We start from the raw sequence: 24,280 nt of genomic DNA, 5'->3' as shown, positions 1-24,280 counted from the left end.
CCCGGCTCGGCGCGCTACGCGCTTGGCCGGGATGACAGCGGGAGATTGCAGACAGCAAAAACCCCGCGCCGTTTCCGACGCGGGGTTTTCGAAATCTCACATCCAGCGAGGATCAGCTGATCTTTTCGACCTGGCTGTATTCCAGCTCGACCGGGGTCGCGCGGCCGAAGATCGAGACGGTGACGCGCAGGCGAGCCCGCTCTTCGTCGACCTGCTCGACCGACCCGTTGAAGCTGGCGAACGGACCGTCGGTGACGCGGACGTTCTCGCCCACTTCGAACAGAACGACCGTCTTGGGACGCTCGACGCCCTCTTCGATCGCGCCGACGATGCGCTGAACTTCCTTTTCCGACACCGGCATCGGCTTGGAGCCGCTGCCCAGGAAGCCGGTGACCTTCGGGGTGTTCTTGATCAGGTGATAGGCTTCGTCCGAGAGGTTCATCTTCACCAGCACGTAGCCCGGGAAGAACTTGCGCTCGGCGTTGACCTTGCGGCCGCGGCGGATCTCGACGACGTCCTCGGTCGGAACCAGGATCTCGGAGAAGCTGTCCTCGAGCCCTTGGCTCTTGGCTTGCTCGCGGATGCTCTCGGCCACCTTCTTCTCGAAGTTCGAGTAGGCGTGGACGATGTACCACTTGTGGTTCGGGTTGGACGCGGTTTCGGTGCTCATCGTCTTTTCTTATCCCGCGGCGAACTTGAGGAGCGCCTGGACGCCGACACCCAGCAGGCCGTCGACCGCCGAGAAGAACAGGGACGCCATGACCACCATCATGAAGACCATCACCGAGGTGATCCAGGTCTCCTTGCGGGTGGTCCAGGTGATCTTGCGAGCTTCGGCGCGCACTTCACGGAAGAACTGCACGGGGTTCGTGCGCTTCTTGGGGGCGGCGGCGGCCGCGACAGGGGCGCCGCCAGCGGGCGCGAGCGCAGCCGCCGTCTTGGCGGCGCGGCTCTTGATCGCGGACGGGCTCGAACCCGGTTTCCTGGCCATGCTCTTGAGGCTCACGACTTTCCATAACGACAGGACCGGAACCGGACCCATCGAAGACATATAGTGGCAGGAGTGGGGGGACTCGAACCCACGACTTTCGGTTTTGGAGACCGACGCTCTACCAGCTGAGCTACACTCCTGCAGACCATAACCCTTTCGGGTCGCGGTCTCTGGACAAATGGCGGCGCGTCAAAGGCCTTCAAGGCCCGTCGGCGCGCTGGGTCCAATCGCCAGAGCCGCGCCATTTAGCAGGGTCGCCCTCGCCGGGCAAGCGGCGACAGGCCCGCAAAGGACTTCAAGCGGTTGAGCGGCGGAAACGGCGGATGAATCAGGGGCAAGCCGAGGCGTCGCTTCGCCTGGAACCGCTCGGCGGGGATCGAATCCCGAGAGAATCGCGTTGCTAGACGATGAGCCAGGACAAGACCGACAGCCCGACCGAATCCCGCCCCTCCAACCGCGAGGTTGAGGACGAGAACCTGCGACCGACGCGCGACGGCAAGGCCCCGCGTCCCGCCACGGAGCCCCCTGGCGGGGAAGGCAGCACCGACTCGTCCGAGACCCGCACGGATCCTGGATCGGGCGAAGGCTGATCCCGTCCGGAGGCGCTCTCGCGTCTCCGGGGAGATCGTCGACGCCTCTTAGCCCGCCTTCTTGTCGGCCTTGTCGGCCGAGGCCGAGGTCTGCGGCGGCGCGCATTGCAGGCTGAGATACGACCAGGTCACGTCCGTCAGCTGACGTCCGCACTGGGTGTTCTTGCCCAGGTCCTTGCCTTGCAGCGAAATCGCCACGCCCTTGGACGGATCCGGGGCCGGGCTCGCGCTGCTGATGTCGTAATATCCGCCGGCGCGACCGCGCACGACGATGCAAGACGTGGTGGCCACCGGCCGCACGCAACCGGACGCCGTGACGGCCTTCGGCTCTAGAACAACTTGTTGAGCTTGGGCGACTTTCGTCGTCTTCGCGCCGCCTTCGGTGCAACCGGCCAAACCAAACGCTACTAAACTGGCCGCCGCGGCGGCTCCTACGAACCATACCCGCATACGTTCCTCCGTATCGTTGGCTCCGCGAACGAAGCAAATACGACTGTGCGCCCCGTTTCAGTGGGCGGCAATCACATTTTTGACGCATTTCAAAAAAGCGAACGATGAGTTTTGACGAGTTCGTGAAATATTTTCCCAGACCCTGTTCTGAGCGGCGAAGTTGACAGACGCCCCACTCTTCTCACATGAGGTCCCTGTCGCCTCAGGGCCGTGGCGGCGCCCCAGTATTGTCGCGCGTATGACGCGCCGAGGACGAGACCAGAGATGACGGCCACCGAGACCACCGCCCCCGTGAAGGAAGCCGCCCAGCACACCGAGACCGTGCTGTGGGTGAAGCACTGGACGGACCGCCTGTTCAGCTTCGCCATCACCCGCCCGGCCAGCTTCCGCTTCCGCTCGGGCGAGTTCGTGATGATCGGCCTGCCGCCCCGCGAGGAGCTGGGCGAGAAGAAGCCGATCCTGCGCGCCTATTCGATCGGCTCGCCCTCGTTCGCCGAGGAACTGGAATTCTTCTCGATCAAGGTTCCGGACGGTCCGCTGACCTCGCGCCTGCAGCAGATCAAGGCCGGCGACCAGGTCCTGCTGGGCAAGAAGCCGACCGGCACCTTGGTGCTGGACGCCGTCCGGCCCGGCAAGCGCCTGTTCCTGTTCGGCACCGGCACCGGCCTGGCACCGTGGCTGTCGGTCGCCCGCGATCCCGACGCCTACAGCCGCTTCGAGAAGGTGATCGTCGCCCACGGCGTGCGCGAAGTGCAGGAGCTGGCCTATCGCGACCTCTTCACCAGCGAGATCCACGATGATCCGCTGGTCGGCGACGAGGCCAAGGCCCAGCTGGTCTATTATCCGACCGTGACCCGCGAGGCGTTCGAGCGCCAGGGCCGCTTCACCGACCTGATCGAGAGCGGCAAGCTGTTCGCCGACCTGGGCGTCGAGGGCGGCAAGTTCGATCCCGAGCACGACCGCGCCATGCTGTGCGGTTCGATGGCCATGATCAAGGACACCGCCGCCCTGCTCGAGGCCCATGGCCTGAAGGAAGGCTCCAACGCCGAGCCGGGCGACTTCGTCATCGAGCGGGCCTTCGTCGGCTGACCCTATAGACTGTCATCCCGGACAAGCGCGAAGCGCGCCGATCCGGGACCGCCGGGAACGTGGCGCTTGCGGCGGTCCCGGCTCTCCGCTTCGCTGCGGCCGGGATGACAGCAAAGGTGTGGCGTGACTGATCTTACCAGGCTGAAGAATCTCTCCGTCGAGGAGGCGCGGGCCCGGATGCTCGCTGACGCCGCACCGCTCGGCGTCGAGACCGTGTCGCTGGAAAAGGCGCTGGGCCGAGTGCTGGCCGAACCGGTCGACGCCACGCGCGACCAGCCGCCGTTCGCGGCCTCGGCCATGGACGGCTGGGCGATCCGTCGCGCGGACCTGTCGCCGGACGCCCGCTTCACGATCGTGGGCGAAAGCGCCGCCGGACGGGCCTATTCCGGCGTCGTCGGACCGGGCGAGACCGTCCGCATCTTCACCGGCGCGCCGCTGCCGGCCGGCGCGGACATGATGATCATCCAGGAAGAGGCGACGCGCGACGGCGACGTCGTGCGCTTCACGACCGAAGACGATCCCAGGTCCAATATCCGCCCGGCCGGCGGCGATTTCCGGTTCGGCGACCGCCTGCTGGACGCCGGGGTCCGCCTGGATCCCTGGCGACTGTCCCTGGCCGCGGCGGCGGGTCGCGCCGTCCTGACCGTCGCCCGGCGGCCTCGCGTCGCCATCCTGGCCACCGGCGACGAGCTGGTTCAGCCCGGCGGCGATCCCGCGCCCGACCAGATCTTCGAATCCGGCTCCATCAGTCTGGCCGCCCTGGTCGAGACCTGGGGCGGATCGGCCACGCGGCTGACCGCGGCTGCCGATGACGTCGAGGCCATCACCCGGGCCGTCGCCGGGGTCGAGGCCGACCTGATCGTCACCATCGGCGGCGCCTCGGTGGGGGACCATGACCTGGTCAAGCCGGCCATGAGCCGCCTGGGCCTGACGCTGCGTGTCGAGACCATCGCCGTGCGCCCCGGCAAGCCGACCTGGTTCGGAACCTTGGGGGATGACCGCCGCGTACTGGGCCTGCCTGGCAACCCGGCTTCGGCCCTGGTCTGCGCCGAGCTTTTCCTGCGCCCGCTGCTGGCCGCCCTGATCGGACGCGACCCCGCCCTGCCCCTGATCGCCGCACGGCTGGCCGCGCCTTTGTCGCCCACCGGCCCTCGCGAACACTGGATGCGCGCGGCGCTTTCCATCGACGCAGAGGGGCGAGTGATCGTCTCGGCATTCCCCGACCAGGATTCTTCGCTGGTCGGCGTGTTCTCGCGGGCGGATGCTCTCATCCGGCGGCCCAAAGGCGGGGGGGCGGCTCTTGCAGGCGACATCGTCGATGTTCTACCCCTAGGTCGGGGCTGAGCGGGCGACGGCGGCTAGCAAGCATGCTAAGCCCGGTTCGACTCCGGGTTTAGCCCGGGTGGTTGCTGTAGAGGTTTCGCCTGATGGGTCGCGCCGGAAAGATCGCAGCGCATGTGCTGCTAGCCTTCCTGGCGTTCCTGACGGGTTGGATTCTGGCCGCCGTTCCGGCCATCAACACCCATGTTCTCGTCCAGGCCTCGCTGTTCGCCGTCGCGGCGCTGGGGGTCGAACTGGTCCTCAAGGTCGAGCGCACGCCCTGGCGATTCGTGGCGGCCAGCGACATCCTGCGGCTGGTGCGCTCGGCCCTGGCGACGGCCCTGGTGTTCGTCATTCTCAGCTCGCTCGTCTCGTCCAAGTTCGAGGGCCTTCGCGCCCTGACCTGCGCCTTCGTGATCCAGGTCTTCCTGCTGTCGGGCATCCGCGTCATCCGCCGGGGCCTGCATGAGCGCGGCCTGCTGGAAGCCATGCTGCGGCTGCGGCCGGTTCCGGCCCACCCCGCCCTGCCCCACCTGCTGATCGTCGGCGGCACCGCCGAGGCCGAGGAGTTCCTCCGCACCCCCACCACCCTGGGCGAGCGCTATGCGCCGGTCGGCGTGGTTTCGCCGCTGGACAAGGAAACCGGCGACGAGCTGCGCGGCGTCTGCGTGCTGGGCTCCATCAACGCCTTCGACGACGTGATGGCCCAGCTGCGCGAAGGCGGGCTCTATCCGGCCGCCATCCTGTTCCTGACCGACGGACCGATGACCGCCTTTGGCGCCGAGCGCCTGGGCCGGCTCAAGAGCGAGGGGGTGCGCCTGCTGCGCCGCCACGCCGTGATCGAGATGGGTCATTCGGCCGCCGCCCTGCGCGAGATCAGCCTCGAGGAGCTGCTCAGCCGCCCGCCCGTCCGCCTGGACCTGGAGCCCGTGCGGGCCCTGGTCGCGGGTCGTCGCGTGCTGGTCACCGGAGCCGGCGGCAGCATCGGCTCGGAACTGTGCCGGCAGATCGCCGCCAGCGGCTGCGCCCAGCTGACCCTGCTGGACGCCTCCGAAGTCAACCTCTTCCACATCGATCGCGAGATCGGCGAGGCCTGGCCCACCCTGCCCCGCCGCGAGGTGCTGTGCGATGTGCGCGACGCCTCGCGCGTCGACCGCGTCTTCGCCGCCGAGCGTCCTGAGATCGTCTTCCACGCCGCCGCGCTCAAGCACGTCACCCTGGTCGAGAACCACCCCTGCGAGGGCGCCCGCACCAATGTGCTGGGCACCCGCAATGTCGCCATGGCCGCCAAGGCCTTCGGCGCGGCGCACATGGCCCTGATCTCGACCGACAAGGCCGTGGCTCCCAGCAGCGTCATGGGCGCCACCAAGCGGGTGGCCGAGACCCTGGCCCGCCAGTACGGCTCCAGCCACGAGACCCGGGTCAGCATCGTCCGCTTCGGCAACGTGCTGGGCTCGGCGGGGTCAGTGGTGCCGGTGTTCCAGCACCAGATCGCCCGGGGCGGCCCGATCACCCTGACCGACGCCAATGTCGAACGCTTCTTCATGACCATCCCCGAGGCCGTGCAGCTGGTTCTGCGCGCCGTGGCCCTGTCGGCCGGCTCGACCGAACCGCCGGCCGGGGTTCTGACACTGGAAATGGGCGAGCCGGTGAAGATCATCGACCTGGCCCGCCGGATGATCGAGCTGCAAGGCCTGGTTCCCGACCGCGACATCCAGATCCAGATCACCGGCCTTCGCCCCGGCGAAAAGCTCACCGAGGTGCTGGTCGACTGCAACGAGGCCGCGCGCCCCAAGGCCCCCGGCGTGATCGAGGCCGCGCCGCTCACCCCGCCGCCGGTCATCGAGGCCGAGCTCCTGACCGCCCTGGAAGCCTCGGCCATCGCCGGCGACGAATTCGGCGTGCGCACCCAGCTCTTCGCCATGGTCGACCGCATCCGCGGAACCGAGCTGGCCGTCCCGACCAAGACCCGCACGCGGGCCTGATCCCATCCTAATGGAAGTCCCGGCTTCGCTGCAGGCGTCCTGACGTCCGGTGGCGGACGCGCGGCGGCGGGGCGCTTGGATCCTCCTTCAGCCGTCCCAGCTCCGCCGACAGGTCGGTGAAGCGCTCGGCCACCACGTGGATCACCCCATCGGCCGCCTGCACTCGGCCATGCACGACCAGGAACGAGGCGGTCATCACCACATTGCGGTCGGCCTCGAAGCGATCCTTCCAGACCACCGCATTGGCCACGCCGGTCTCGTCCTCCAGAGTGACGAACACCACGCCCTTGGCGGTGCCCGGCCGCTGGCGGATCAGCACGATTCCCGCCACGGCCACCCGCTTGCCGTCCTTGATCGACGGCAGCTGGTCGGCCGTGATCACCCCGCGCTCACGCAGCATCGAGCGGTAGAAACCCACCGGATGCGCCTTCAGCGACAGACTGGTGGTGCGGTAATCCTCTGCCACCTCCTGGGTCGCCGCCATGCCCGGCAGGGCCACCGTGTCCTCGAACAGCGGCAGCCCCGCCAGCAGCGGCGCCTGGACCGGCGCCTTGTTCTCGCCCTTCACGCCCTTGACCGCCCACAAGGCCTCGCGACGGCTCAGCCCCACCGAGGCGAAGGCGTCGGCTTCGGCCAACAGTTCCAGCGCCCGCTGCGGCACGCCGGCCTGGGCGAACTCGACCGGCAAGCGCGCGCCTTCGTCGCGGGCCTTCTGGAAGGGCAACCAGTCGCCCTTTTCCTTGAAGCCTTTGATCTGGCGCAGCCCCAGCCGGAGCGCCTTCCACCGGGGCCGCGTGTCCTGGCAGGCGATCTTGTCGTCACGGATCTTCGGTGCGCGAAAATTGGCGGACATGGGCTCCAGCGTGCAATCCCAATCGCTGGCCATCACGTCGGGCGGCAACACTTCGACCCCATGTTCGCGGGCGTCCCGCACCAGCTGGGCCGGCTGGTAGAAGCCCATCGGCTGGGAGTTGATCAAGGCCGCGCAGAACACGTCCGGCCAAGCCCATTTGATCCAGGCCGAAACATAGACCAGCTTGGCGAAGCTGGCCGCGTGGCTTTCGGGGAACCCATAGGACCCGAAACCCTCGATCTGCTTGAAGCACCGCGTGGCGAAGTCGCGCTCATAGCCGCGCCGCACCATCCCCTCGACGAACTTGTCGCGATACTCGGCCGGATCGCCGAGATTGCGGAAAGTGGCCATGGCCTTGCGCAAGCCGTCGGCCTCGTCGGGCGTAAACTTGGCCGCCTCGATGGCCAGGCTCATCGCCTGTTCCTGGAACAGCGGTACGCCGAAGGTCTTGCCGAGTATGCCCCTTAGCTCACCTTTGCATTTCGGCTCGTTCAAAGGCTCAGGAAAGTCTTCCTTCTCCAGCCCCTGCCTGCGTCGCAGATAGGGGTGAACCATGTCACCCTGGATCGGACCGGGGCGGACGATCGCCACCTCGATGACGAGGTCATAGAACTCGGCCGGCTTCAGCCTGGGCAGCATCGACATCTGCGCTCGGCTCTCGACCTGAAACACCCCGACGGAATCCGCCTTCGACAGCATGTCGTAGACTCCCGACAGCTCCTTGGGCACGTTGGCCAGATCGGTGATCGCCTCGTCGTGATCGGCCCGCAACATGCCGAAAGCCCGCTGGATCGCCGTCAGCATGCCCAGCGCCAGGATGTCGACCTTCATCAGGCCCAGGCTGTCGATATCGTCCTTGTCCCATTCGATGAAGGTGCGGTCCTTCATCGCCGCGTTGCCGATCGGCACGGTCTCGTCCAGCCGACGCTTGGTGAGCACGAAGCCGCCGACGTGCTGGGACAGGTGGCGCGGAAATCCCATCAGCTCGGTGGCCAGGGTCACGGCCCGGGCGATCTCCGGCGCTTCGGGGTCCAGGCCCGCGTTGCGCAGGTGCTCCTCCGGCAGACCCGAACCCCAACTGCCCCAGACCGTGCCGGCCAGCAGCGAGGTGACGTCCTCGGTCAGACCCAGCGCCTTGCCGACGTCGCGGATGGCGCTGCGGGGCCGATAGTGGATCACGGTTCCGCAGATGGCGGCGTAGTCGCGGCCGTAGCGCCCGTAGACATACTGCATCACCTCCTCGCGCCGCTCGTGCTCGAAGTCGACGTCGATGTCGGGCGGCTCGCCCCGGTTCTCGGAGATGAAACGGGTGAACAGCAGGCGGTGCTCGGTGGGGTCGATCGCCGTCACGCCCAGGCAGAAGCACACCGAGGAATTGGCCGCCGATCCCCGCCCCTGACAGAGGATGCCCATCTCCCGCGCCTTGCGGACGATGTCGTGCACGGTGATGAAGTAGTTGGGATAGTCCATCTTGGCGATCAACCGCAGCTCTTCGGCCAGCTGGGCGGCGACCTTGTCCGGCACGCCGCCGGGATAGCGCCAGGCCGCCCCCGCCCAGGTCAGGTCGGTGAGATGCTGCATCGAGGTCTTGCCCGGCGGCACAGGCTCGTCGGGATATTCCTCCCTAAGATCGCCCAGGTCGAAGGCGATGCGCTCGACGATCTCGATGGTCCGCTCGATCGCGCGCGGCCAGCGCTCGAACAGCCGAGCCATCTCGCCGGGGGGTTTCAGATGGCGTTCGGCGTTGGCCTCCAGCCGAAAACCCGCCTCCTGGATCGTGCAGTGCTCGCGCACGCAGGTGATGACGTCCTGCAGGGGGCGACGTTCGGCGGCGTGGTAGAGCACGTCATTGGTGGCGACCATCGGCGCGCCGGCCTCGCGGGCCAGCGTGTCCAGGCGCGCCAGGCGCTTGAGATCCTGGGCCGCATAGGGGCGACTGGCGGCCAGCCATGAGCGGCCGCGCAGGTCGCCCGCCATCCGGATCAGATCGCGCTCGAAGGCCTCGTCCAGCTGGGCGGGCGGCACGATCAGGCCCAGCTGGCCTTCGGAATGTTCCAGGAAGTCGCGCCAGGACAGCTCGCATTCGCCCTTCTTGGCCCGCCTTTGGCCGACGGTCAGCAGCCGGGTCAAACGAGCAAAGGCCTCGCGATCGGACGGATAGCAGAGCAGGCTCGGCGTCCCGTCGACGAAGTCGAGACGACAACCCGTCAGGGCGCGAACCTTCAGGTCCTTGGCCGCCGTCCAGGCCCGCACCACCCCGGCCAGGGTGTTGCGATCAGTGATCCCCACGGCGGTCAGACCCAGGCCTTCGGCCGTCGGCATTAGCTCCTTGGCGTGTGAGGCGCCGTGCAGGAACGAGAAGTTGCTGGTGGTCTGGAGCTCGGCATAGGCCATCAGCCGAACAATCCATGGATCCACCACTTCGGGTCCTCGCCCAGCCCGAACAGGCCCTGGCGATAGATCCAGAACCGGCCGCCGGCCTCGTCCTCGACGCGGTAATAGTCGCGGATCTTGCCCGGTCCGGTCTCGTCCAGCGTCGTGCGCCACCATTCCTGGCCGATACGTTCGGGGCCTTCGGACCGGCGCACGCGGTGCGAGCGGCCACGCCAGGTGAACTGCACCGGCGGCTTGTCGGGCAGTTCGGCCAGGGCGCTGATCGGCTCGGGCCGCTTGAACAGCCGCACCGGCCGGGGACGGTCCGGATCCCAGGTCTTGCCGGACGACGGCGTCAGCGGCGCGACGCGGATCACGGCGCGCTCGGGCACGTGGCTCTCATGCGGATCGGCGCGCCAGACGCGGTTCTCGCCCAGACGGTTGACCAACCGGTCGACCAGCGGGGCCAGGGTCTCGTCCAGACCCGCGCCGACTTCCGCGTCAAGGCGCGCCTGGGCGGCGGCCAGGGGTTCGACGCCGGCGGCGTGGACGGTGACCACCTCGACGCCGAAGCCCGGATCCACGCGATCCAGCTTGGGGACGATCAGCCGGGTCAGGCGCCGGGCGTCGCGACCGATCCGCGCCAACCCGGCCCGCACCGGATAGGCCTTGCCGTCCAGGCGGTGGAAGACGACCTCGAAGCGTCGCGCGCCCTGCCCCTCGACCTCCAGCCGCTTGCAGATCAGGTCCAGCGCGTCGCCGGTCGCCCGGGCCAGGTCTTCGGGCGCGCTGATCGGCTCGGCGAAGGCCAGGCGGTCGAACCAGGGCGTGGCCGGGCGGCGGAACACCAGGGCCTCGCCCGCCGCCCCCAGGGCCTGGTCCAGGCGCTGGGTCAGGACCAGGCCGAACCGCTTGGCCAGCTGGGCGCGGGGCAGGCCCAGCAGTTGCTCGACGCGGTAGAGACCCAGGCGCGGCAGCTGGGCGATGGCCGTCTCGTCCAGCCGCAGGGCGGCGACCGGCAGGGCGGCCAGCAGGGCGCGCTGTCCGCCGGGCGGAGCGATCGCGCCCAATCCCCCGAACCGAGCCAGGCCCCAGGCCGCGCCGGGCGTATCGGCGATCGCCGCCTGGGCCGGCACACCCCAGCGCGCCAGTCGCGCCAAGAGGTCGGCCAACATCGCCGCCTCGCCGCCCCACAGGTGGTCGGCGCCGGTGATGTCCAGGAACAGGCCGTCGTCGCCGTCAATCGCCACGGCCGGCGAGAACCGCACGCACCAGTCGCTCAGCGCCTCCAGCGCCGCGCGGTCAGCGGCGGGGTCATGGTCGGTGGTGACGAGGTTGGGAACCAGGGCCATGGCGTCGGCCGCCTTCTGGCCGGCGCGCAGGCCCAGGGCCATGGCCGCTTCGTCGACGGCGGCCAGCCGGCGGGTCCCGGCTTCGGAGACGAGGAGGGCGAAGGGAGGAGAGGTCGGGGAGGACCCCCTCAGTCGCTCCGCGACAGCTCCCCCAGAGGGGGAGCATCTGCCCGCCGATAGATCCTCCCCTTTCGGGGGAGGTGGCCCGGAGGGCCGGAGGGGGTCCTCAACTGACTTTCCGCCAGGATTGCGCCGCCGCCACGTCGTGATCGGCCAGTTGGGACACCAGACGGAAAGGATGCGGGCCATGGCCGGCCTCCTCTTGCTCGAAAATCCAGGACCCGGGACGTCCGCCCCGGCAACGTTCCAGCTCCACCCGCCAGCGCGACGGGCCCAAGCCCGGCGTATCGGGCGGCGGCTGGCTGGGCGCGCCGGCGATGCGCCAGCGGCTGAAGGCCGACGAGCCCGACACCGTCCGGGGTTTGCCGACCGGCCCGCCATAGGGCCGCCGGTGCAGCAATACTCCGAAGGAGCCGCGCTTCTCGCAGGCCAGCTGCAGGCGACGGCCGGCCTTCAGCTCCGGAGCCTCGGCCTCGCCGATGGCGGCGGCGACTCCGACGGTGGACAGGGCGTCCTCCAGCACCGACAGCACCTCGGCCTCGTCGCGGGCCTTGACCTGGATCAGCCGGTCGGTCGGGAAGCCCAACCCCGCCAATCCAGGCGCATGCAGGTCGTCACGCCGCGTCACCCAGACCACTGCCCCGATCTTCAGGAGCGGCCGGGTCAGCAGGCCGACGAAGGCGGCGGGCGCGGCCGAGGTCTCATCCTCCAGCCCCGCGCCCATCACCTCGTGCCAGCAGCCCGAGGGCAGGCCGCCGGCCGGAAAACAGCCGTCGACGCCAGGATCCCCAAAGCTCAGGACCGGAGTCGGAGTCCGAGTCCCTGCTTCCAGAGCAGCGATCCGGCCCTTCAAAGCCGTGAGGCGCGCCTCGCGCGATCCGGCCATCACTCCAACCTTTCGTTCCCTTTATGTTCTGATCTTGCAGGCTTGGAGAGTCAAGCCGGGGCGGTCATTGTGCGTCAAACGGTCGTATGAACCGTGAGCCCGGAGAGCCCATGTCCTTCAAGCGCGTGCTGATCGCCAATCGCGGCGAGATCGCCATCCGCATTGCCCGGGCCGCGGCCGAGTTGGGGATCGGCTCCGTCGCGGTGTTCGCCGAGGACGACGCGGCCGGCCCGCATGTCGGCGCGGCGGACCAGGCGGTCGCCCTGCCCGGCTCCGGCCCGCGCGCCTATCTCGACATCGACGCCGTCGTCGCGGCCGCCAAAGGCGCGGATTGCGACGCCCTGCATCCCGGCTACGGCTTCCTCTCGGAGAACGCCGGCCTGGCGAGGGCCTGCGCGGCGGCCGGGATCGTCTTCGTCGGCCCCTCGCCCGAGCATCTGGAGACCTTCGGCGACAAGGCCGCCGCACGGGCCTTGGCCGAGCGCCTGGGCGTTCCGCTGATTCCGGGAACCGGCGCCATCGACCTGGAAGCCGCCCGCGCCTTCCTGGTCCAGCACGGCGCGATCATGCTGAAGGCCCGGGCCGGCGGCGGCGGGCGCGGCATGCGTGCGGTGCGAGGTCCCGACGACCTGGACGCCGCCTTCGCCGCCTGCGCCCGCGAGGCCCAGGCCGCGTTCGGCGACGACGGCCTCTATGCCGAGACGCTGATCGACCGGGCTCGTCATATCGAGGCGCAAGTCGTCGGCGACGGGACCCGCGTGCTGGCGGTCGGCGATCGCGACTGCTCCCTGCAGCGGCGAAACCAGAAACTGGTCGAGATCGCCCCCGCCCCCGACCTCTCCGACACGGTCCGGACCGAACTGGCCCGGTGGGCGCGAACCCTGTGCGCCGGCTACCGGGGGCTGGCCACCGTCGAGTTCCTGCTCGACGCGACGACGGGCGAGGCCTTCTTCCTGGAGGTCAATCCGCGCCTGCAGGTCGAGCACACGGTGACCGAGGAGGTCACGGGCCTGGACTTGGTGCGGCTGCAGTTCGAGCTGGCGGCCGGAACCAGCCTGAAGGCCCTGGGCGTGACCGCCGCTCCGCCCGCCTTCGGCGTCGCCGTCCAGGCGCGGATCAACGCCGAAACTCTGACCGTCGACGGCCAGGTGAAGCCGTCGTCCGGCGCCCTGACCGCCTATGCGCCGCCGGGCGGGCCCGGCATCCGCGTGGACGGCGCCGGCGCGGTCGGGCTGGCGGTCGGCGGGGCCTATGACAGCCTGCTGGCCAAGGTCATCGCGCGGGGCCGCACCCAGGCGGAAGCCACAGCCCGGCTGGACCGGGCCCTGGCCGAGTTCACGATCACCGGCATGGCGACCACCGCACCGCTGGTCCGGGCGATCCTGGCCGCCGCGCCCGAGACGCCGAGCACACGGTTCATCGAGGACCACGCCGCCGAACTGGTCGCCTCGATACCTTTGCCTTCGGAAGACACCGCTCAAACCTTCGAGACCCTGGACGGCTCGGTCGCCATCGCCGCGCCCCTGGCCGCCGTGGTCGGCGCGATCGAGGTGTCGGAAGGCGACCTCGTCCGCCCCGGCCAGGCCCTGGCCGTGCTGGAGGCGATGAAGATGGAGCATCTGGTCCACACCACGTCGGGCGGCCGTGTGCTGCGGGTGGCCGCCGTCAAGGGCCAGGCCGTCGCGGAGGGTCAGCCGCTGATCTTCCTGGAGCCGGTCGCGATCGAAGCCGCGGTCGCCGCCGAAGCCGGCGTCGAGGATCTCGACGCCATCCGTCCCGACCTGGCGGAGGTCATCGCCCGCCACCGCTTCACCTTGGACGAGGCTCGGCCCGAGGCCGTCGCCAAGCGCCGCAAGACCGGCCACCGCACGGCGCGCGAGAACATCGACGACTTGGTCGATCCCGGCAGCTTCCTCGAATACGGCGCCCTGGCCATCGCCGCGCAGAAGCGGCGGCGCTCGACCGAGGACCTGATCGCCAACACCCCCGCCGACGGGCTGATCACCGGGATTGGCACGGTCAATGGCGCCCTCTTCCCGCCGGATAGGGCGCGGACGGCGGCCCTGGCCTACGACTTCACGGTGCTGGCCGGCACACAGGGGGCGATGAACCACCGCAAGTCCGACCGGCTGATGGCGGTGATCGCCGACCAGAAGCTGCCGGTCGTCTGGTTCGCCGAGGGCGGCGGCGGGCGGCCGGGCGACACCGACACCACGGCGGTAGCCGGGCTGGACGTGCCGACCTTCAGGAGCTTCGCCCAGTTGTCGGGCCTCGTGCCCAAGATCGCCGTCGTCGCCGGCCGCTGCTTCGCCGGTAACGCCGCCATCGCCGGTCTGTCGGAGATCATCATCGCCACGAAGGACAGCAACCTCGGCATGAGCGGTCCGGCGATGATCGAGGGCGGCGGCCTGGGCGTCTTCAAGCCCGAACAGATCGGTCCCTCGGCGCACCAGTGGGCCAACGGCGTCATCGACATCCTGGCCGACGACGAGGCCCACGCCACGCGGCTGGCCAAGCAGGCGCTGTCCTATTTTCAGGGAACGCTGAGCGACTGGACCGCCCCGGATCAGCGGCGGCTGCGCCATGCGATTCCGGAGAACCGCCTGCGGGTCTACGACGTCCGCGCCCTGATCGCCGGCCTGGTCGACGCGGGCTCGTTCCTGGAGCTGCGCGGCGGCTTTGCGGCCGGGATGGTCACCGGCCTGATCCGCATCGCGGGCCGACCCATGGGGCTGATCGCCAACGATCCGCGTCATCTGGGCGGCGCCATCGACTGCGACGGGGCCGAGAAGGCCGCGCGGTTCCTGCAACTGTGCGACGCTTTCGCCCTGCCGGTGCTGAGCTTGTGCGACACGCCCGGCTTCATGGTGGGACCGGATAGCGAGGACGCCGCCGCTGTGCGCCGGGTCAGCCGCCAGTTCATCGCCGGCGCCAAGTTGCGCTCACCGCTGTTCACCGTGGTCACCCGCAAGGGCTATGGCCTGGGCGCGCAAGCCATGGCGGGAGGGTCCTTCCACTCGCCGGCCTTCATCGCCGCCTGGCCGACGGGAGAGTTCGGCGGCATGGGGCTCGAAGGGGCGGTCAAGCTCGGCTACCGCAAGGAGCTGGAGGCCGAGACCGATCCTGCAAAGCAGAAGGCGCTCTACGACCAGCTGGTCGCCCGCCTCTATGCCGCTGGCAAGGCCGCCAGCATGGCCGCGGCCCTCGAGATCGACGCGGTCATCGACCCGGCCGACACCCGCCGCTGGATCCTCGGCGGTCTCGACGCGGCGACGGGATCGACGCGCCCGTGGTCCGTGCGGGTCGACAGCTGGTAGCCAGCGGAACGCGCGGCGGCCAGCGACTGTCCCGCCCTTTCCCCATGGACAGGACCGGGTCCGCGCCCTATCGGCAAGGCGGCGACGATCCGCCGGCGGTCGGCGTTGAAGGATCGGGTTTTCCGCGCCGCGCGGGACCTGTCGGGACGGAGCTGAAGACCATGACCGCACCTGCACATCGCGGCCGCGTGCTGATCATCGCCGGATCGGATTCCGGCGGCGGGGCGGGCATTCAGGCCGACATCAAGACCGTCACCATGCTGGGCGGCTACGCGGCCACGGCCATCACCGCCGTCACCGTGCAGAACACGCTGGGCGTCACCGGCGTGCATCCGATCCCGCTGGAGATCATCGCCGCCCAGGCGCGGTCCGTGCTGGACGATATCGGCGCCGACGCCATCAAGACCGGCATGCTGGGCGATGTCGACGTGGTCGAGACCGTGGCGACGGCGCTGGACTACGCCAACCGGTCGCGCGAGGGCGGCGTGCCCGTCGTGGTCGATCCGGTGATGGTGGCCAAGGGCGGGGCCAGCCTGCTGTCCTCCGGCGCGATCGGCGCGGTGAAGAGCCTGATGATCCCGCGCGCCGCGCTGCTGACCCCCAACGCCCCCGAGGCCGCGGCCCTGACCGACCTGCCGGTCGAGACCACCGACGACCTGCGCCGGGCCGGCGAGGCCCTGCTGGCCATGGGCGCCAAGGCGGTGCTGATGAAGGGCGGCCATGTGACCGGAGACCGCGTGGTCGACGTGCTGATGACCTCGGCCGGCGAGACGACCTTCGAGGGCGAGCGCATCGACACCCGTCATACCCACGGCACCGGCTGCACCCTGGCCTCGGCCTGTGCGACCGGCCTGGCCCAGGGCCTGCCGCTGGAGCAGGCGGTGGCTCAGGCCTGGAACTATGTCCACGAGGCCATGCTGCGCGCGCCAGGTTTCGGGGCCGGCCATGGCCCGCTGGATCACGGCTGGATGCTGCGGAAATGACGGCTTCGCTCGAGACCCGCCTGATCGACATCGTCCATGGCGTGCCCACGACCATGGAGGTGCTGCGCAAGGTGCGCGACCTTGGCCTGCCCGACGCGATGATCTTCTCCGGGGCGATCTACCAGCCAGTCTGGAACCACCTGACCGGCCGCGCGCCGGACTACGGCATCAAGGATTACGACGTCGCCTATCACGACGCCTCGGACACCTCGTACGAGGCCGAGGACGTGGTGATCCGGCGCGTGGCCGCCGCCTTCGAGCCGCCGCTGCGCGAACTGGTCGAGGTCCGCAACCAGGCCCGCGTCCACCTGTGGTTTGAAAAGAAGTTCGGGGCCGACGAGCCCTATCCGCCGCTGGAGAACAGCGCCGCCGCCCTGAAGCGCTTCGTGGCCACCGCCTTCTGCGTCGGCGTGCGCATGGAGGCTGACGACAGCTTGAGCGTCTTCGCGCCGTTCGGGCTGGAAGACCTGTTCGCCCTGCATCTTCGGCCGAATCCCCTGCGGGTGAAGGGCGCGGGCGGCTGGGAGCGCACCACCGCCTCGGCCAAGGCGCGCTGGCCGGAGATCACGATCGAAGGCGCTTGAAGATCATTGTCACCATGACAATGAAATCTTTGATCCGCATATCAATCGGCAATATCTGGTTCGGCGTCAGTCTCTTCAAGGATCTGCGCCATGCGCCAGTGGACCATCGACGCCTTCGCCGCCGCACCCTTCAAGGGCAACCCCGCTTGCGTGGTCGAACCCTTCGACGCCTGGCCGTCCACGTCCTGGATGCAGGCGCTGGCGGCCGAGAACAATCAGGCCGAGACCGCCTTCCTGCTGAAGACCGCCGATCCGGCCCGCTTCGACCTGCGCTGGTTCACCCCGGCCACCGAGGTGCCGCTGTGCGGCCATGCCACTTTGGCGTCGGGGCACGCGCTGTTCAATGAGATGGGGGTCGACGCGCCGTTGATCACCTTCGAGACGATGTCGGGCGAGCTGACCGTGCGCCGCGACGGCGCGCGGCTGGAAATGGACTTCCCCGCCGATCCGCCGCACCGGACCTCGATCCCCGACGGTCTCGCCGAGGCGCTCGGCGCCGAGCCGGTCGAGGTCTGGGCCGGGGCCTATCTGATCGTGGTGATGGCCGACGAGGCGACGGTGCGCGGCCTGACCCCGGACACGGCCAAGGTGCTGCCGATCGGCGGCGAGGCCACGGGCGCGCCGGGCCAGGTGATCGCTGCGGCCCTGGCGGACCCCGGCCAGCCCTATCAGGTGGTCAGCCGCTTCTTCGCGCCGGGCTGCGGCATCGCCGAGGATCCGACGACCGGCTCGGCCCACTGCCTGCTCATGCCGCTGTTCGGCGACAAGCTGGGCCGCGAGGTTCTGCACTTCCATCAGGCCTATCCCGGCCGAGGCGGGGACCTGGAATGCGAAAACCGCGGCGCGCGCACTCTGCTGCGCGGCCGCGGCTTCACGGTTGTGGAGAGCCGGCTCCGGTTGGAGCCGGCCTGATCCGCATCAGGGCTTACCAGCGCGGGCGGTAGTCGTCGCGGTGGTCACGGTCGCGGCCATAGCCCGAGCCGTAGTCGCGGTCGTGACGCTCGTAGCGGATCGCGGCGCTGATGCGGTCGAAGCGACGGTCGAGGTCGGCGCGCTCCCAGCCGCTCAGGCCGCCGCGGCGATAGCGCGACTCCAGGCGGGCGGTTTCGCGCAGTTCGGACCGCAGGCGGGCGGCTTCACGACGGTCCAGCGAGCCGTTGCGCTGGCCTTGGTCGATGCGGCGCTCAAGCATGTCCTGGCGCTGGTTGATCGATTGGGCCGAGGCCATGGCGGGGACAGCGGCGGCCGCCAGGGCCGTGACCGCGGTGATCGACAGGATGATCTTTTTCATCGGTTCGGTTCCTCTTGAACTCATTCCGTCGCCCCGTTTGACGACGTTGAAGACAAGAGAACACGTTCAGCCTGAAGCGGTTCTGAGCCGCTCGTTGTCTGGCGTTCAGGTTTGAAGAAAGTCGATCAGGCCGCGTCGGCGAGGCGCGCGGCGGTCATGGCCGCCTCGATCGCCGCGTAGAGCTTGGTCACTTCGATCGGCTTGGCGACATGGCCGTCCATGCCGGCGGCAATATAGCCCTCGACTTGGTGGGCCAAGGCGTTGGCCGTGACCGCCACGATCGGCGTGCGGGGACGGTTCTCGGCCCGCTCCAGCTCGCGGATGCTGCGGGCGGCCTCGACGCCGTCCATGACCGGCATGTGGATGTCCATCAGGATGATGTCGCAGCCGCCGCGTTTCCAGGCCTCCACGCAGGCCGCGCCGTCGGCGACCAGCTCGACCTCGGCGCCGAGGGGCGCCAGCACGGCCGTGATGACCTTCTGGTTGGTCGGATTGTCGTCGGCCGCCAGCACGCGCAGGCTCGGAGCCGAAGCGGTGACGGGCTCCTCGGCCTGAGCGGCGACCGGCATGGCGCCTTCGCCGCGCGGCATGGCCAGCAGGACCGTGAAGGTCGAGCCCTGGCCCTCGCGGCTCTGCACGGCGACGCCGCCGCCCATCAGGGTGGCCAGCTCCCGGCAGATCGCCAGGCCCAGGCCCGAGCCGCCGAACTGGCGCGTCGTGGAGCTGTCGGCCTGGACGAACTTGTCGAACAGGCGCGGCAGGATGTCGGGCGCGATGCCGATGCCGGTGTCGGCCACGTCGATTCGCAGGCCCGAACCGTCCTCGGCCGAGGCGAAGCGGACGGCCACCGCGCCCTGCAGCGTGAATTTCAGGGCGTTTGAGACCAGGTTGTTGAGGATCTGCCGCAGGCGATCGACGTCGCCGCGCCAGACGCCCTGGGCCTCGGGGGCCACGGCGACCTCGAAGGCCAGGCCCTTGTCGCGCGCCTGGGCCGAGAAGCTGTCGCGGACCGAGACCGCGAGATTGGCCAAGTCGAAGTCCTCGGCGGCCAGGTCCAGGCGACCGGCCTCGATCTTCGACAGGTCCAGCACGTCGTTGAGCACGGCCAGCAGCAGGCCGCCCGATTCGCGGATCACCGACAGGCGCTCGCGCTGGGCGGGCTTGAGGTCGTCCATCGCCATGACCTCGGCCATGGCCAGCACCCCGTTCAGCGGCGTGCGGATTTCGTGGCTCATATTGGCCAGGAAGTGGGACTTCAGGACGTTGGCGGCGTTGGCGTCGTCGCGGGCCCGAACCAGCTCGGCCATGGCGCCGCGCAGGTCGTGGTCGTTGTGCTCGAGCCGGGCGACCAGGTGGTTGAAGCTGTCGGTCAGGCTCTGGAAGACCTCGTCGTCGCTGGTCTGCTCGACGGGCTTGAAGCGGCCGTCGGCGGCGACGGCCTGCATGGCCTCGGTCAGGCGCTGCATCGGGCGGGTCATGCGACGGGCGAGGCTGTTGGCCAACAGGATGGCCAGGCCGGCCGAGCCGAAGAACAGGGTGCCGGTCAGGGCCAGGTCGCGGGCCAGGATCTGCTCCAGGCGGGGCTCGCGCGCCACCAGGGCCAGATTGCCGATTCGGCGGCCTTCCAGGACGATCTTGCGATTCAGGGTCTGGGTGGCCTTGCCGACACCCTCGTCGCGCGGCGACTCGCCGACCCGGGCGATGATCTTGCCCTGCAGATCCGAGATCTGGATCCCCGCTACGTGCGGAGCCTTGGCTACGGCCTCGAGCGCGTTGCGCACGCCCTGAACGTCGCCGGCGGCCAGCGGCGCGGCGGCGCCGGCGGCGACCATCTGGGCCAGGACCAGGTGATTGGCGCGGGCCTCCTGACGCGCCACGCTCCACTGCTGCACCATGAAACAGGCGCAGGCGGCGATCAGCGCGATCACCGTCGTGACGAGCGCGACCCCCGCAATCCGCGCCTGAAGCGGCGCGTGCGTCGGGGTGTCGGAATTGCGGATCGGTTCAGGCATGGGCCGTCCGGGTGAAATCCAGCGTCCATTGTGCGGGCATGTCCCTAACGCTTCGCTTCCAAGGACCGGATCGAGCGCGACAAAACAACGCTAAGACGTGTTTCTCATTGCCTGCCCCTTAAGACTTCGTTTACCTTGGTTGACAGTTTCTTAACGGGAGATGGGCGTGGAAAAGGTTTTCGTTGCACAACGCGTCGCGACCAAGTTGTTCGCGACGGAGAACGCGGTGGACGCAGCTATGGTTGAAGCCGCCGAACTGATGGCGGACATGCTGAAGGCTCGCAAGGATATCGGCCTCTCGGCGGTTGTCGGCGATCGCGCCAGCGCCAAGCTCGTCGAAGCCCTTGCCGCGCTTGGCGAAGCGCGCTCGGCCATGGTCGAGATGCACAATGAGCTGAACGACGTGAAGCTCCGCATCGGTGTTCGCACCAAGATGATCGGCTTCGAAGATAAACCCGCGGAAACGCGTGGTTCCGCCAAGGACACGGCGGGCCTTCGCAGCGTCAGCTGACGAACATTGCAATAGTTTAACACCTAAGGCCTCTAATCTCGGTTAGAGGCCTTTTTCATGTATACTTCGCTCGCCCCGATTATCGGCTGGACCGTGCTGATCGCCATTCTGGCGTTGGCGTGGGTCAAGGGGGGCGTGTCCGAGCGATACGGCGTCATCATCGTCCTGTTGGGCGCGGCCTTCGCCTTCCTGACCCACATGTTCGCGCCGCAGGGTTTGCAGGCCTTTATGCTTCTGGCCGGGGAGGGCGCGATCGGCGCGGCGTTCCTAGTTCTGGCGCTGCGCTACGCCAGTCCCTGGCTAGGCGGCGCGATGCTATTCCAGGCCGTCCAGTTCAGCCTGCATGCCTATTATCTGGTCGGCGAGTTACCTCGCGACTACGTCTACGCGGTGATCAACAATATCGACACCTTAGGCGTCCTGGCCTGCATCCTGGTCGGCACGCTGCTGGCGTGGCGCAAGCGGACACGCGCCGCAAAATAATTGCCGTCGAGGCGAAAATATCCGCCCGCCGCGACAATTCTCTCCTTGCCTTTCGATCGCAAACGCGGTTTCTCGCCGGCGGGCCACGCCCCCCCAACGGGGCGCTGTCCATCTGTAAGGATGGGAGACATCGCTATGACTACCCTCGCCAAGCCGGCGCAACGCCCGGCTCGTCCCGAGTTCTCTTCCGGCCCCTGCGCCAAGCGCCCCGGCTGGTCCCCCGAAAATCTCAGAAACGCCGTGCTGGGCCGTTCGCACCGCTCGAAGCTGGGCAAGGCGCGCCTGAAGGCCGCCATCGACCAGACGCGCGAAGTGCTGGAAGTGCCGGCCGACTTCCTGATCGGCATCGTCGCCGGCTCGGACACCGGCGCCGTCGAAATGGCGATGTGGTCGATGCTGGGCGCTCGCCCCGTGCAACTGATGGCCTTCGAGTCCTTCGGCAAGGATTGGGTCACGGACGTCACCAAGCAACTGAAGCTGCCGAACGTCGAGGTGCTCGACGCCCCGTACGGCCAGCTGCCCGACACCTCCAAGGTCGATCCGGCCAAGGATCTGGTCTTCACCTGGAACGGCACGACCTCGGGCGTCCGCGTTCCGACTGCCGACTTCATCTCGGCCGACCGTGAAGGCATCACCATCTGCGACGCCACCAGCGCCGCCTTCGCCCAGGACCTGGACTGGACGAAGCTCGATGTCGTGACCTTCTCCTGGCAGAAGGCCCTGGGCGGCGAGGGCGCGCACGGCGTGCTGATCCTGTCGCCCCGCGCCGTGGCGCGCCTCGAGAGCTACACGCCGGCCTGGCCGATGCCCAAGCTCTTCCGCATGACCAAGGGCGGCAAGGTTTCCCTCGACATCTTCGAGGGCGCGACCATCAACACGCCCTCCATGCTCTGCGTGGAAGACGCCCTGGACGCCCTGAAGTGGGCCTCGTCCATCGGCGGTTTGCACGGCATGCAAGCGCGCGCCGACCAGAACCTGGCCGTGCTGGCCGACTGGGTGGCCAAGACCCCGTGGGTCGATTTCCTGGCGGCCACGCCGGACATCCGCTCCAACACCTCGGTGTGCCTCAAGGTCGTCGATCCTACGATCGCGGCCCTGTCGGACGACGCCCAGGCCGACTTCGCAAAGAAGCTGGCCAGCCTGCTCGAGAAGGAGGGCGCGGCCCTCGACATCGGCGGCTATCGCGACGCCCCGGCAGGCCTGCGCATCTGGTGCGGCGCCACGGTCGAGGCTTCGGATCTGGAAGCCCTGACTCCCTGGCTGGACTGGGCGTTCGCCACGATCTCGGCCGAGCTGGTCGCCGCCTAAACCTGCCTCATTGCGGCTGAAATCCTCGCCCTTCGACAAGCTCAGGGTGAGGATTTCAGACTGCCGCATTTCAGCAGCCCTCATCCTGAGCTTGGCGAAGGACGAGGGCGCACACCCAATTCTCCGCAAGGAACACCGCACATGGCTCCCCGCGTCCTCATCGCTGACAAGCTCAGCCCCGCCGCCGTCGACATCTTCAAGAACCGCGGCGTCGACTTCGACATCAAGACCGGCCTGTCGAAAGACGAGCTGATCGCCGTGATCGGCGACTATGACGGCATCGCCATCCGCTCGGGCGCCAAGCTCGACAAGGACGTGATCGCCGCCGCCCACAAGCTGCAGGTCATCGCCCGCGCCGGCATCGGCGTCGACAATGTCGACATCCCCGCCGCCACCGCCAAGGGCGTGGTGGTGATGAACACCCCGTTCGGCAACTCGATCACCACGGCCGAGCACGCCATCGCCATGATGTTCGCCCTGGCCCGCCAGCTGCCGGCGGCTGACGCCAGCACCCAAGCGGGGAAATGGGAGAAGAACCGCTTCATGGGCGTGGAGCTCTACGCCAAGACGCTTGGCCTGATCGGCGCGGGCAACATCGGCGGCATCGTCGCCGACCGCGCCCTGGGCCTGAAGATGAAGGTCGTCGCCTACGACCCGTTCCTGTCGCCGGAGCGCGCCGTCGAGATCGGCGTCGAGAAGGTCGAGCTGGAAGAGCTGCTGGCCCGCGCCGACGTCATCACCCTGCACACCCCGCTGACCGACAAGACCCGCAACATCCTGTCGGCCGAGAACCTGGCCAAGACCAAGAAGGGCGTGCTGATCGTCAACTGCGCCCGCGGCGGCCTGGTCGATGAAGTGGCCCTGCGCCAGCTGCTGGACGACGGTCATGTCGGCGGCGCGGCCTTCGACGTGTTCGTCACCGAGCCGGCCAAGGAAAACCCGCTGTTCGGCTCGGATAAGGTCGTGGCCACCCCGCACCTGGGCGCCAGCACCAACGAAGCTCAGGAGAACGTCGCCCTGCAGGTCGCCGAGCAGATGAGCGACTACCTGCTGACCGGCGCCGTCACCAACGCGCTGAACAGCCCGTCGATCACGGCGGAAGAAGCCCCCAAGCTGAAGCCGTTCGTGGCCCTGGCCGAGAAGATCGGCGCCCTGGCCGGCCAGATGGTCGACTTCGGCATCAAGGCCATCGACATCGCCTATGAGGGCGAGGTCGCCAACCTCAACGTCAAGCCGATGACCTCGGCCGCCCTGTCGGGGATCCTCAAGCCGATGCTGGCCGAGATCAACATGGTCTCCGCGCCGGCCGTGGCCAAGGAGCGTGGCATCACCGTCTCGGAGAGCCGCCAGGAAGTCAGCCCCACCTATGACAGCCTGATGCGCATCACCATCACCACCGAAAAGGGCAAGCGCGCCTTCGCCGGCACGGTGATCGGCGGCGCGCCGCGCGTGGTCGAGGTCAAGGGCATGGAGCTGGACGCGGCCTTCTCGCCGGCCATGCTGTACGTCAACAACCTCGACAAGCCGGGCTTCATCGGCGCGCTGGGCATGCTGCTGGGCGAGGCGGGCGTCAACATCGCCACCTTCAACCTGGGTCGCGTCTCGGCCGACGAGGACGCCATCGCCCTGGTCGGCGTCGACCAGGCCCCGACGGCCGAGCTGCTGGGCAAGATCCAGGCCCTGCCGCACGTCAAGGAAGCCCGCGCGCTGACCTTCTAGGCGCTTTGCGATTTCGTCACCCCGGGGCGGCATACTGGCTGTTCCCGGGGTGACGAGCGCTTT

The 24,280-nt window shown here is 68.8% G+C and carries 20 protein-coding genes and 1 tRNA gene; 12 read left to right on the top strand and 9 right to left on the bottom strand.

Annotation, left to right across the window (positions count from 1 at the left end):
* Positions 1 to 112: 112 nt before the first annotated feature.
* The 3 genes from nusG to AC1RUS_RS21715 form a co-directional block, all read right to left on the bottom strand.
* Complete coding sequence (gene nusG / locus AC1RUS_RS21725) at positions 113 to 670, bottom strand: transcription termination/antitermination protein NusG (RefSeq protein WP_492918706.1); 558 nt, start codon at positions 668 to 670, stop codon at positions 113 to 115.
* A gap of 9 nt (positions 671 to 679) precedes the next feature.
* The gene (secE, locus tag AC1RUS_RS21720) at positions 680 to 991 is read right to left on the bottom strand and encodes a preprotein translocase subunit SecE (protein WP_492918705.1); all 312 of its coding nucleotides are present in this window, start codon (positions 989 to 991) and stop codon (positions 680 to 682) included.
* A 64-nt stretch (positions 992 to 1,055) separates the two neighbouring features.
* A tRNA-Trp gene (locus AC1RUS_RS21715) sits at positions 1,056 to 1,131 on the bottom strand.
* A 267-nt stretch (positions 1,132 to 1,398) separates the two neighbouring features.
* On the opposite strand from AC1RUS_RS21715, the gene AC1RUS_RS21710 reads away from it, so the two are divergent.
* Positions 1,399 to 1,581, top strand: coding sequence for a hypothetical protein (locus AC1RUS_RS21710; RefSeq protein ID WP_492918704.1), 183 nt, complete (start codon positions 1,399 to 1,401; stop codon positions 1,579 to 1,581).
* A gap of 48 nt (positions 1,582 to 1,629) precedes the next feature.
* Here the strand turns inward: AC1RUS_RS21710 and AC1RUS_RS21705 are convergent, their stop codons facing one another.
* A complete protein-coding gene (locus AC1RUS_RS21705; protein WP_492918703.1) occupies positions 1,630 to 2,031 on the bottom strand; it encodes a hypothetical protein in 402 nt (133 codons plus the stop codon).
* Positions 2,032 to 2,295: 264 nt separating this feature from the next.
* On the opposite strand from AC1RUS_RS21705, the gene AC1RUS_RS21700 reads away from it, so the two are divergent.
* The 3 genes from AC1RUS_RS21700 (at position 2,296) to AC1RUS_RS21690 (ending at position 6,425) form a co-directional block, all read left to right on the top strand.
* The gene (locus AC1RUS_RS21700) at positions 2,296 to 3,120 is read left to right on the top strand and encodes a ferredoxin--NADP reductase (RefSeq protein ID WP_492918702.1); all 825 of its coding nucleotides are present in this window, start codon (positions 2,296 to 2,298) and stop codon (positions 3,118 to 3,120) included.
* Between the two features lie 123 nt (positions 3,121 to 3,243).
* Complete coding sequence (locus AC1RUS_RS21695; protein WP_492918701.1) at positions 3,244 to 4,464, top strand: molybdopterin molybdotransferase MoeA; 1,221 nt, start codon at positions 3,244 to 3,246, stop codon at positions 4,462 to 4,464.
* Between the two features lie 83 nt (positions 4,465 to 4,547).
* Positions 4,548 to 6,425 (top strand): polysaccharide biosynthesis protein, encoded by a 1,878-nt coding sequence (locus AC1RUS_RS21690; RefSeq protein ID WP_492918700.1) that lies wholly within the window; start codon positions 4,548 to 4,550, stop codon positions 6,423 to 6,425.
* 7 nt (positions 6,426 to 6,432) lie between these two features.
* Here the strand turns inward: AC1RUS_RS21690 and AC1RUS_RS21685 are convergent, their stop codons facing one another.
* The 3 genes from AC1RUS_RS21685 to AC1RUS_RS21675 are packed head-to-tail and all read right to left on the bottom strand — an operon-like array spanning position 6,433 to position 12,009.
* Positions 6,433 to 9,672 carry an error-prone DNA polymerase gene (locus tag AC1RUS_RS21685; protein ID WP_492918728.1) on the bottom strand — a complete coding sequence of 1,080 codons (3,240 nt, stop codon included), beginning with the start codon at positions 9,670 to 9,672 and terminating at the stop codon, positions 6,433 to 6,435.
* Positions 9,672 to 11,312, bottom strand: coding sequence for a Y-family DNA polymerase (locus tag AC1RUS_RS21680; RefSeq protein ID WP_492918699.1), 1,641 nt, complete (start codon positions 11,310 to 11,312; stop codon positions 9,672 to 9,674). Before AC1RUS_RS21680 ends, AC1RUS_RS21685 begins: the two co-directional genes overlap by 1 nt.
* Complete coding sequence (locus AC1RUS_RS21675; RefSeq protein ID WP_492918698.1) at positions 11,230 to 12,009, bottom strand: ImuA family protein; 780 nt, start codon at positions 12,007 to 12,009, stop codon at positions 11,230 to 11,232. Before AC1RUS_RS21675 ends, AC1RUS_RS21680 begins: the two co-directional genes overlap by 83 nt.
* A gap of 110 nt (positions 12,010 to 12,119) precedes the next feature.
* On the opposite strand from AC1RUS_RS21675, the gene AC1RUS_RS21670 reads away from it, so the two are divergent.
* The 4 genes from AC1RUS_RS21670 (at position 12,120) to AC1RUS_RS21655 (ending at position 17,805) form a co-directional block, all read left to right on the top strand.
* On the top strand, positions 12,120 to 15,326 hold the full coding sequence (locus AC1RUS_RS21670; protein WP_492918697.1) for an acetyl-CoA carboxylase family protein: 3,207 nt from the start codon (positions 12,120 to 12,122) through the stop codon (positions 15,324 to 15,326).
* A 161-nt stretch (positions 15,327 to 15,487) separates the two neighbouring features.
* Positions 15,488 to 16,309: a bifunctional hydroxymethylpyrimidine kinase/phosphomethylpyrimidine kinase gene (thiD, locus tag AC1RUS_RS21665; protein WP_492918696.1), complete on the top strand. Its 822-nt coding sequence runs from the start codon at positions 15,488 to 15,490 to the stop codon at positions 16,307 to 16,309.
* Entirely contained in the window at positions 16,306 to 16,893 is a 588-nt protein-coding gene (locus AC1RUS_RS21660; protein ID WP_492918695.1) for a nucleotidyltransferase family protein, read from the top strand. Before thiD ends, AC1RUS_RS21660 begins: the two co-directional genes overlap by 4 nt.
* A 90-nt stretch (positions 16,894 to 16,983) precedes the next feature.
* Positions 16,984 to 17,805 carry a PhzF family phenazine biosynthesis protein gene (locus tag AC1RUS_RS21655; protein WP_492918694.1) on the top strand — a complete coding sequence of 274 codons (822 nt, stop codon included), beginning with the start codon at positions 16,984 to 16,986 and terminating at the stop codon, positions 17,803 to 17,805.
* 13 nt (positions 17,806 to 17,818) lie between these two features.
* Here the strand turns inward: AC1RUS_RS21655 and AC1RUS_RS21650 are convergent, their stop codons facing one another.
* Both AC1RUS_RS21650 and AC1RUS_RS21645 read right to left on the bottom strand, forming a co-directional pair.
* A complete protein-coding gene (locus tag AC1RUS_RS21650) occupies positions 17,819 to 18,184 on the bottom strand; it encodes a hypothetical protein (RefSeq protein WP_492918693.1) in 366 nt (121 codons plus the stop codon).
* Positions 18,185 to 18,309: 125 nt separating this feature from the next.
* On the bottom strand, positions 18,310 to 20,196 hold the full coding sequence (locus AC1RUS_RS21645) for an ATP-binding protein (RefSeq protein ID WP_492918692.1): 1,887 nt from the start codon (positions 20,194 to 20,196) through the stop codon (positions 18,310 to 18,312).
* A 166-nt stretch (positions 20,197 to 20,362) separates the two neighbouring features.
* Here AC1RUS_RS21645 and AC1RUS_RS21640 point away from each other — a divergent pair, with 166 nt between their 5' ends.
* From AC1RUS_RS21640 to serA, 4 genes are all read left to right on the top strand, one after another.
* Entirely contained in the window at positions 20,363 to 20,707 is a 345-nt protein-coding gene (locus tag AC1RUS_RS21640; protein WP_492918691.1) for a hypothetical protein, read from the top strand.
* Between the two features lie 57 nt (positions 20,708 to 20,764).
* Entirely contained in the window at positions 20,765 to 21,190 is a 426-nt protein-coding gene (locus tag AC1RUS_RS21635) for a hypothetical protein (RefSeq protein ID WP_492918690.1), read from the top strand.
* Positions 21,191 to 21,325: 135 nt separating this feature from the next.
* Positions 21,326 to 22,498, top strand: coding sequence for a phosphoserine transaminase (locus tag AC1RUS_RS21630; RefSeq protein ID WP_492918689.1), 1,173 nt, complete (start codon positions 21,326 to 21,328; stop codon positions 22,496 to 22,498).
* 141 nt (positions 22,499 to 22,639) lie between these two features.
* Positions 22,640 to 24,217 (top strand): phosphoglycerate dehydrogenase, encoded by a 1,578-nt coding sequence (gene serA / locus AC1RUS_RS21625; RefSeq protein WP_492918688.1) that lies wholly within the window; start codon positions 22,640 to 22,642, stop codon positions 24,215 to 24,217.
* The last annotated feature ends 63 nt before the right edge of the window (positions 24,218 to 24,280 follow it).

The sequence above is a fragment of the Caulobacter sp. GW821-FHT10F06 genome (assembly GCF_058809215.1).
This window is presented reverse-complemented; position numbering and strand designations above follow the sequence as displayed.

What these genes read in the sequence shown, in the direction of transcription:
- nusG (WP_492918706.1), bottom strand. Translation starts at nt 670, where the DNA reads ATGAGCACCGAAACCGCGTCCAACCCGAACCACAAGTGGTACATCGTC.
- secE (WP_492918705.1), bottom strand. Translation starts at nt 991, where the DNA reads ATGGCCAGGAAACCGGGTTCGAGCCCGTCCGCGATCAAGAGCCGCGCC.
- AC1RUS_RS21710 (WP_492918704.1), top strand. Translation starts at nt 1,399, where the DNA reads ATGAGCCAGGACAAGACCGACAGCCCGACCGAATCCCGCCCCTCCAAC.
- AC1RUS_RS21705 (WP_492918703.1), bottom strand. Translation starts at nt 2,031, where the DNA reads ATGCGGGTATGGTTCGTAGGAGCCGCCGCGGCGGCCAGTTTAGTAGCG.
- AC1RUS_RS21700 (WP_492918702.1), top strand. Translation starts at nt 2,296, where the DNA reads ATGACGGCCACCGAGACCACCGCCCCCGTGAAGGAAGCCGCCCAGCAC.
- AC1RUS_RS21690 (WP_492918700.1), top strand. Translation starts at nt 4,548, where the DNA reads ATGGGTCGCGCCGGAAAGATCGCAGCGCATGTGCTGCTAGCCTTCCTG.
- AC1RUS_RS21685 (WP_492918728.1), bottom strand. Translation starts at nt 9,672, where the DNA reads ATGGCCTATGCCGAGCTCCAGACCACCAGCAACTTCTCGTTCCTGCAC.
- AC1RUS_RS21680 (WP_492918699.1), bottom strand. Translation starts at nt 11,312, where the DNA reads ATGGCCCGCATCCTTTCCGTCTGGTGTCCCAACTGGCCGATCACGACG.
- AC1RUS_RS21675 (WP_492918698.1), bottom strand. Translation starts at nt 12,009, where the DNA reads ATGGCCGGATCGCGCGAGGCGCGCCTCACGGCTTTGAAGGGCCGGATC.
- AC1RUS_RS21670 (WP_492918697.1), top strand. Translation starts at nt 12,120, where the DNA reads ATGTCCTTCAAGCGCGTGCTGATCGCCAATCGCGGCGAGATCGCCATC.
- thiD (WP_492918696.1), top strand. Translation starts at nt 15,488, where the DNA reads ATGACCGCACCTGCACATCGCGGCCGCGTGCTGATCATCGCCGGATCG.
- AC1RUS_RS21660 (WP_492918695.1), top strand. Translation starts at nt 16,306, where the DNA reads ATGACGGCTTCGCTCGAGACCCGCCTGATCGACATCGTCCATGGCGTG.
- AC1RUS_RS21655 (WP_492918694.1), top strand. Translation starts at nt 16,984, where the DNA reads ATGCGCCAGTGGACCATCGACGCCTTCGCCGCCGCACCCTTCAAGGGC.
- AC1RUS_RS21650 (WP_492918693.1), bottom strand. Translation starts at nt 18,184, where the DNA reads ATGAAAAAGATCATCCTGTCGATCACCGCGGTCACGGCCCTGGCGGCC.
- AC1RUS_RS21645 (WP_492918692.1), bottom strand. Translation starts at nt 20,196, where the DNA reads ATGCCTGAACCGATCCGCAATTCCGACACCCCGACGCACGCGCCGCTT.
- AC1RUS_RS21635 (WP_492918690.1), top strand. Translation starts at nt 20,765, where the DNA reads ATGTATACTTCGCTCGCCCCGATTATCGGCTGGACCGTGCTGATCGCC.
- AC1RUS_RS21630 (WP_492918689.1), top strand. Translation starts at nt 21,326, where the DNA reads ATGACTACCCTCGCCAAGCCGGCGCAACGCCCGGCTCGTCCCGAGTTC.
- serA (WP_492918688.1), top strand. Translation starts at nt 22,640, where the DNA reads ATGGCTCCCCGCGTCCTCATCGCTGACAAGCTCAGCCCCGCCGCCGTC.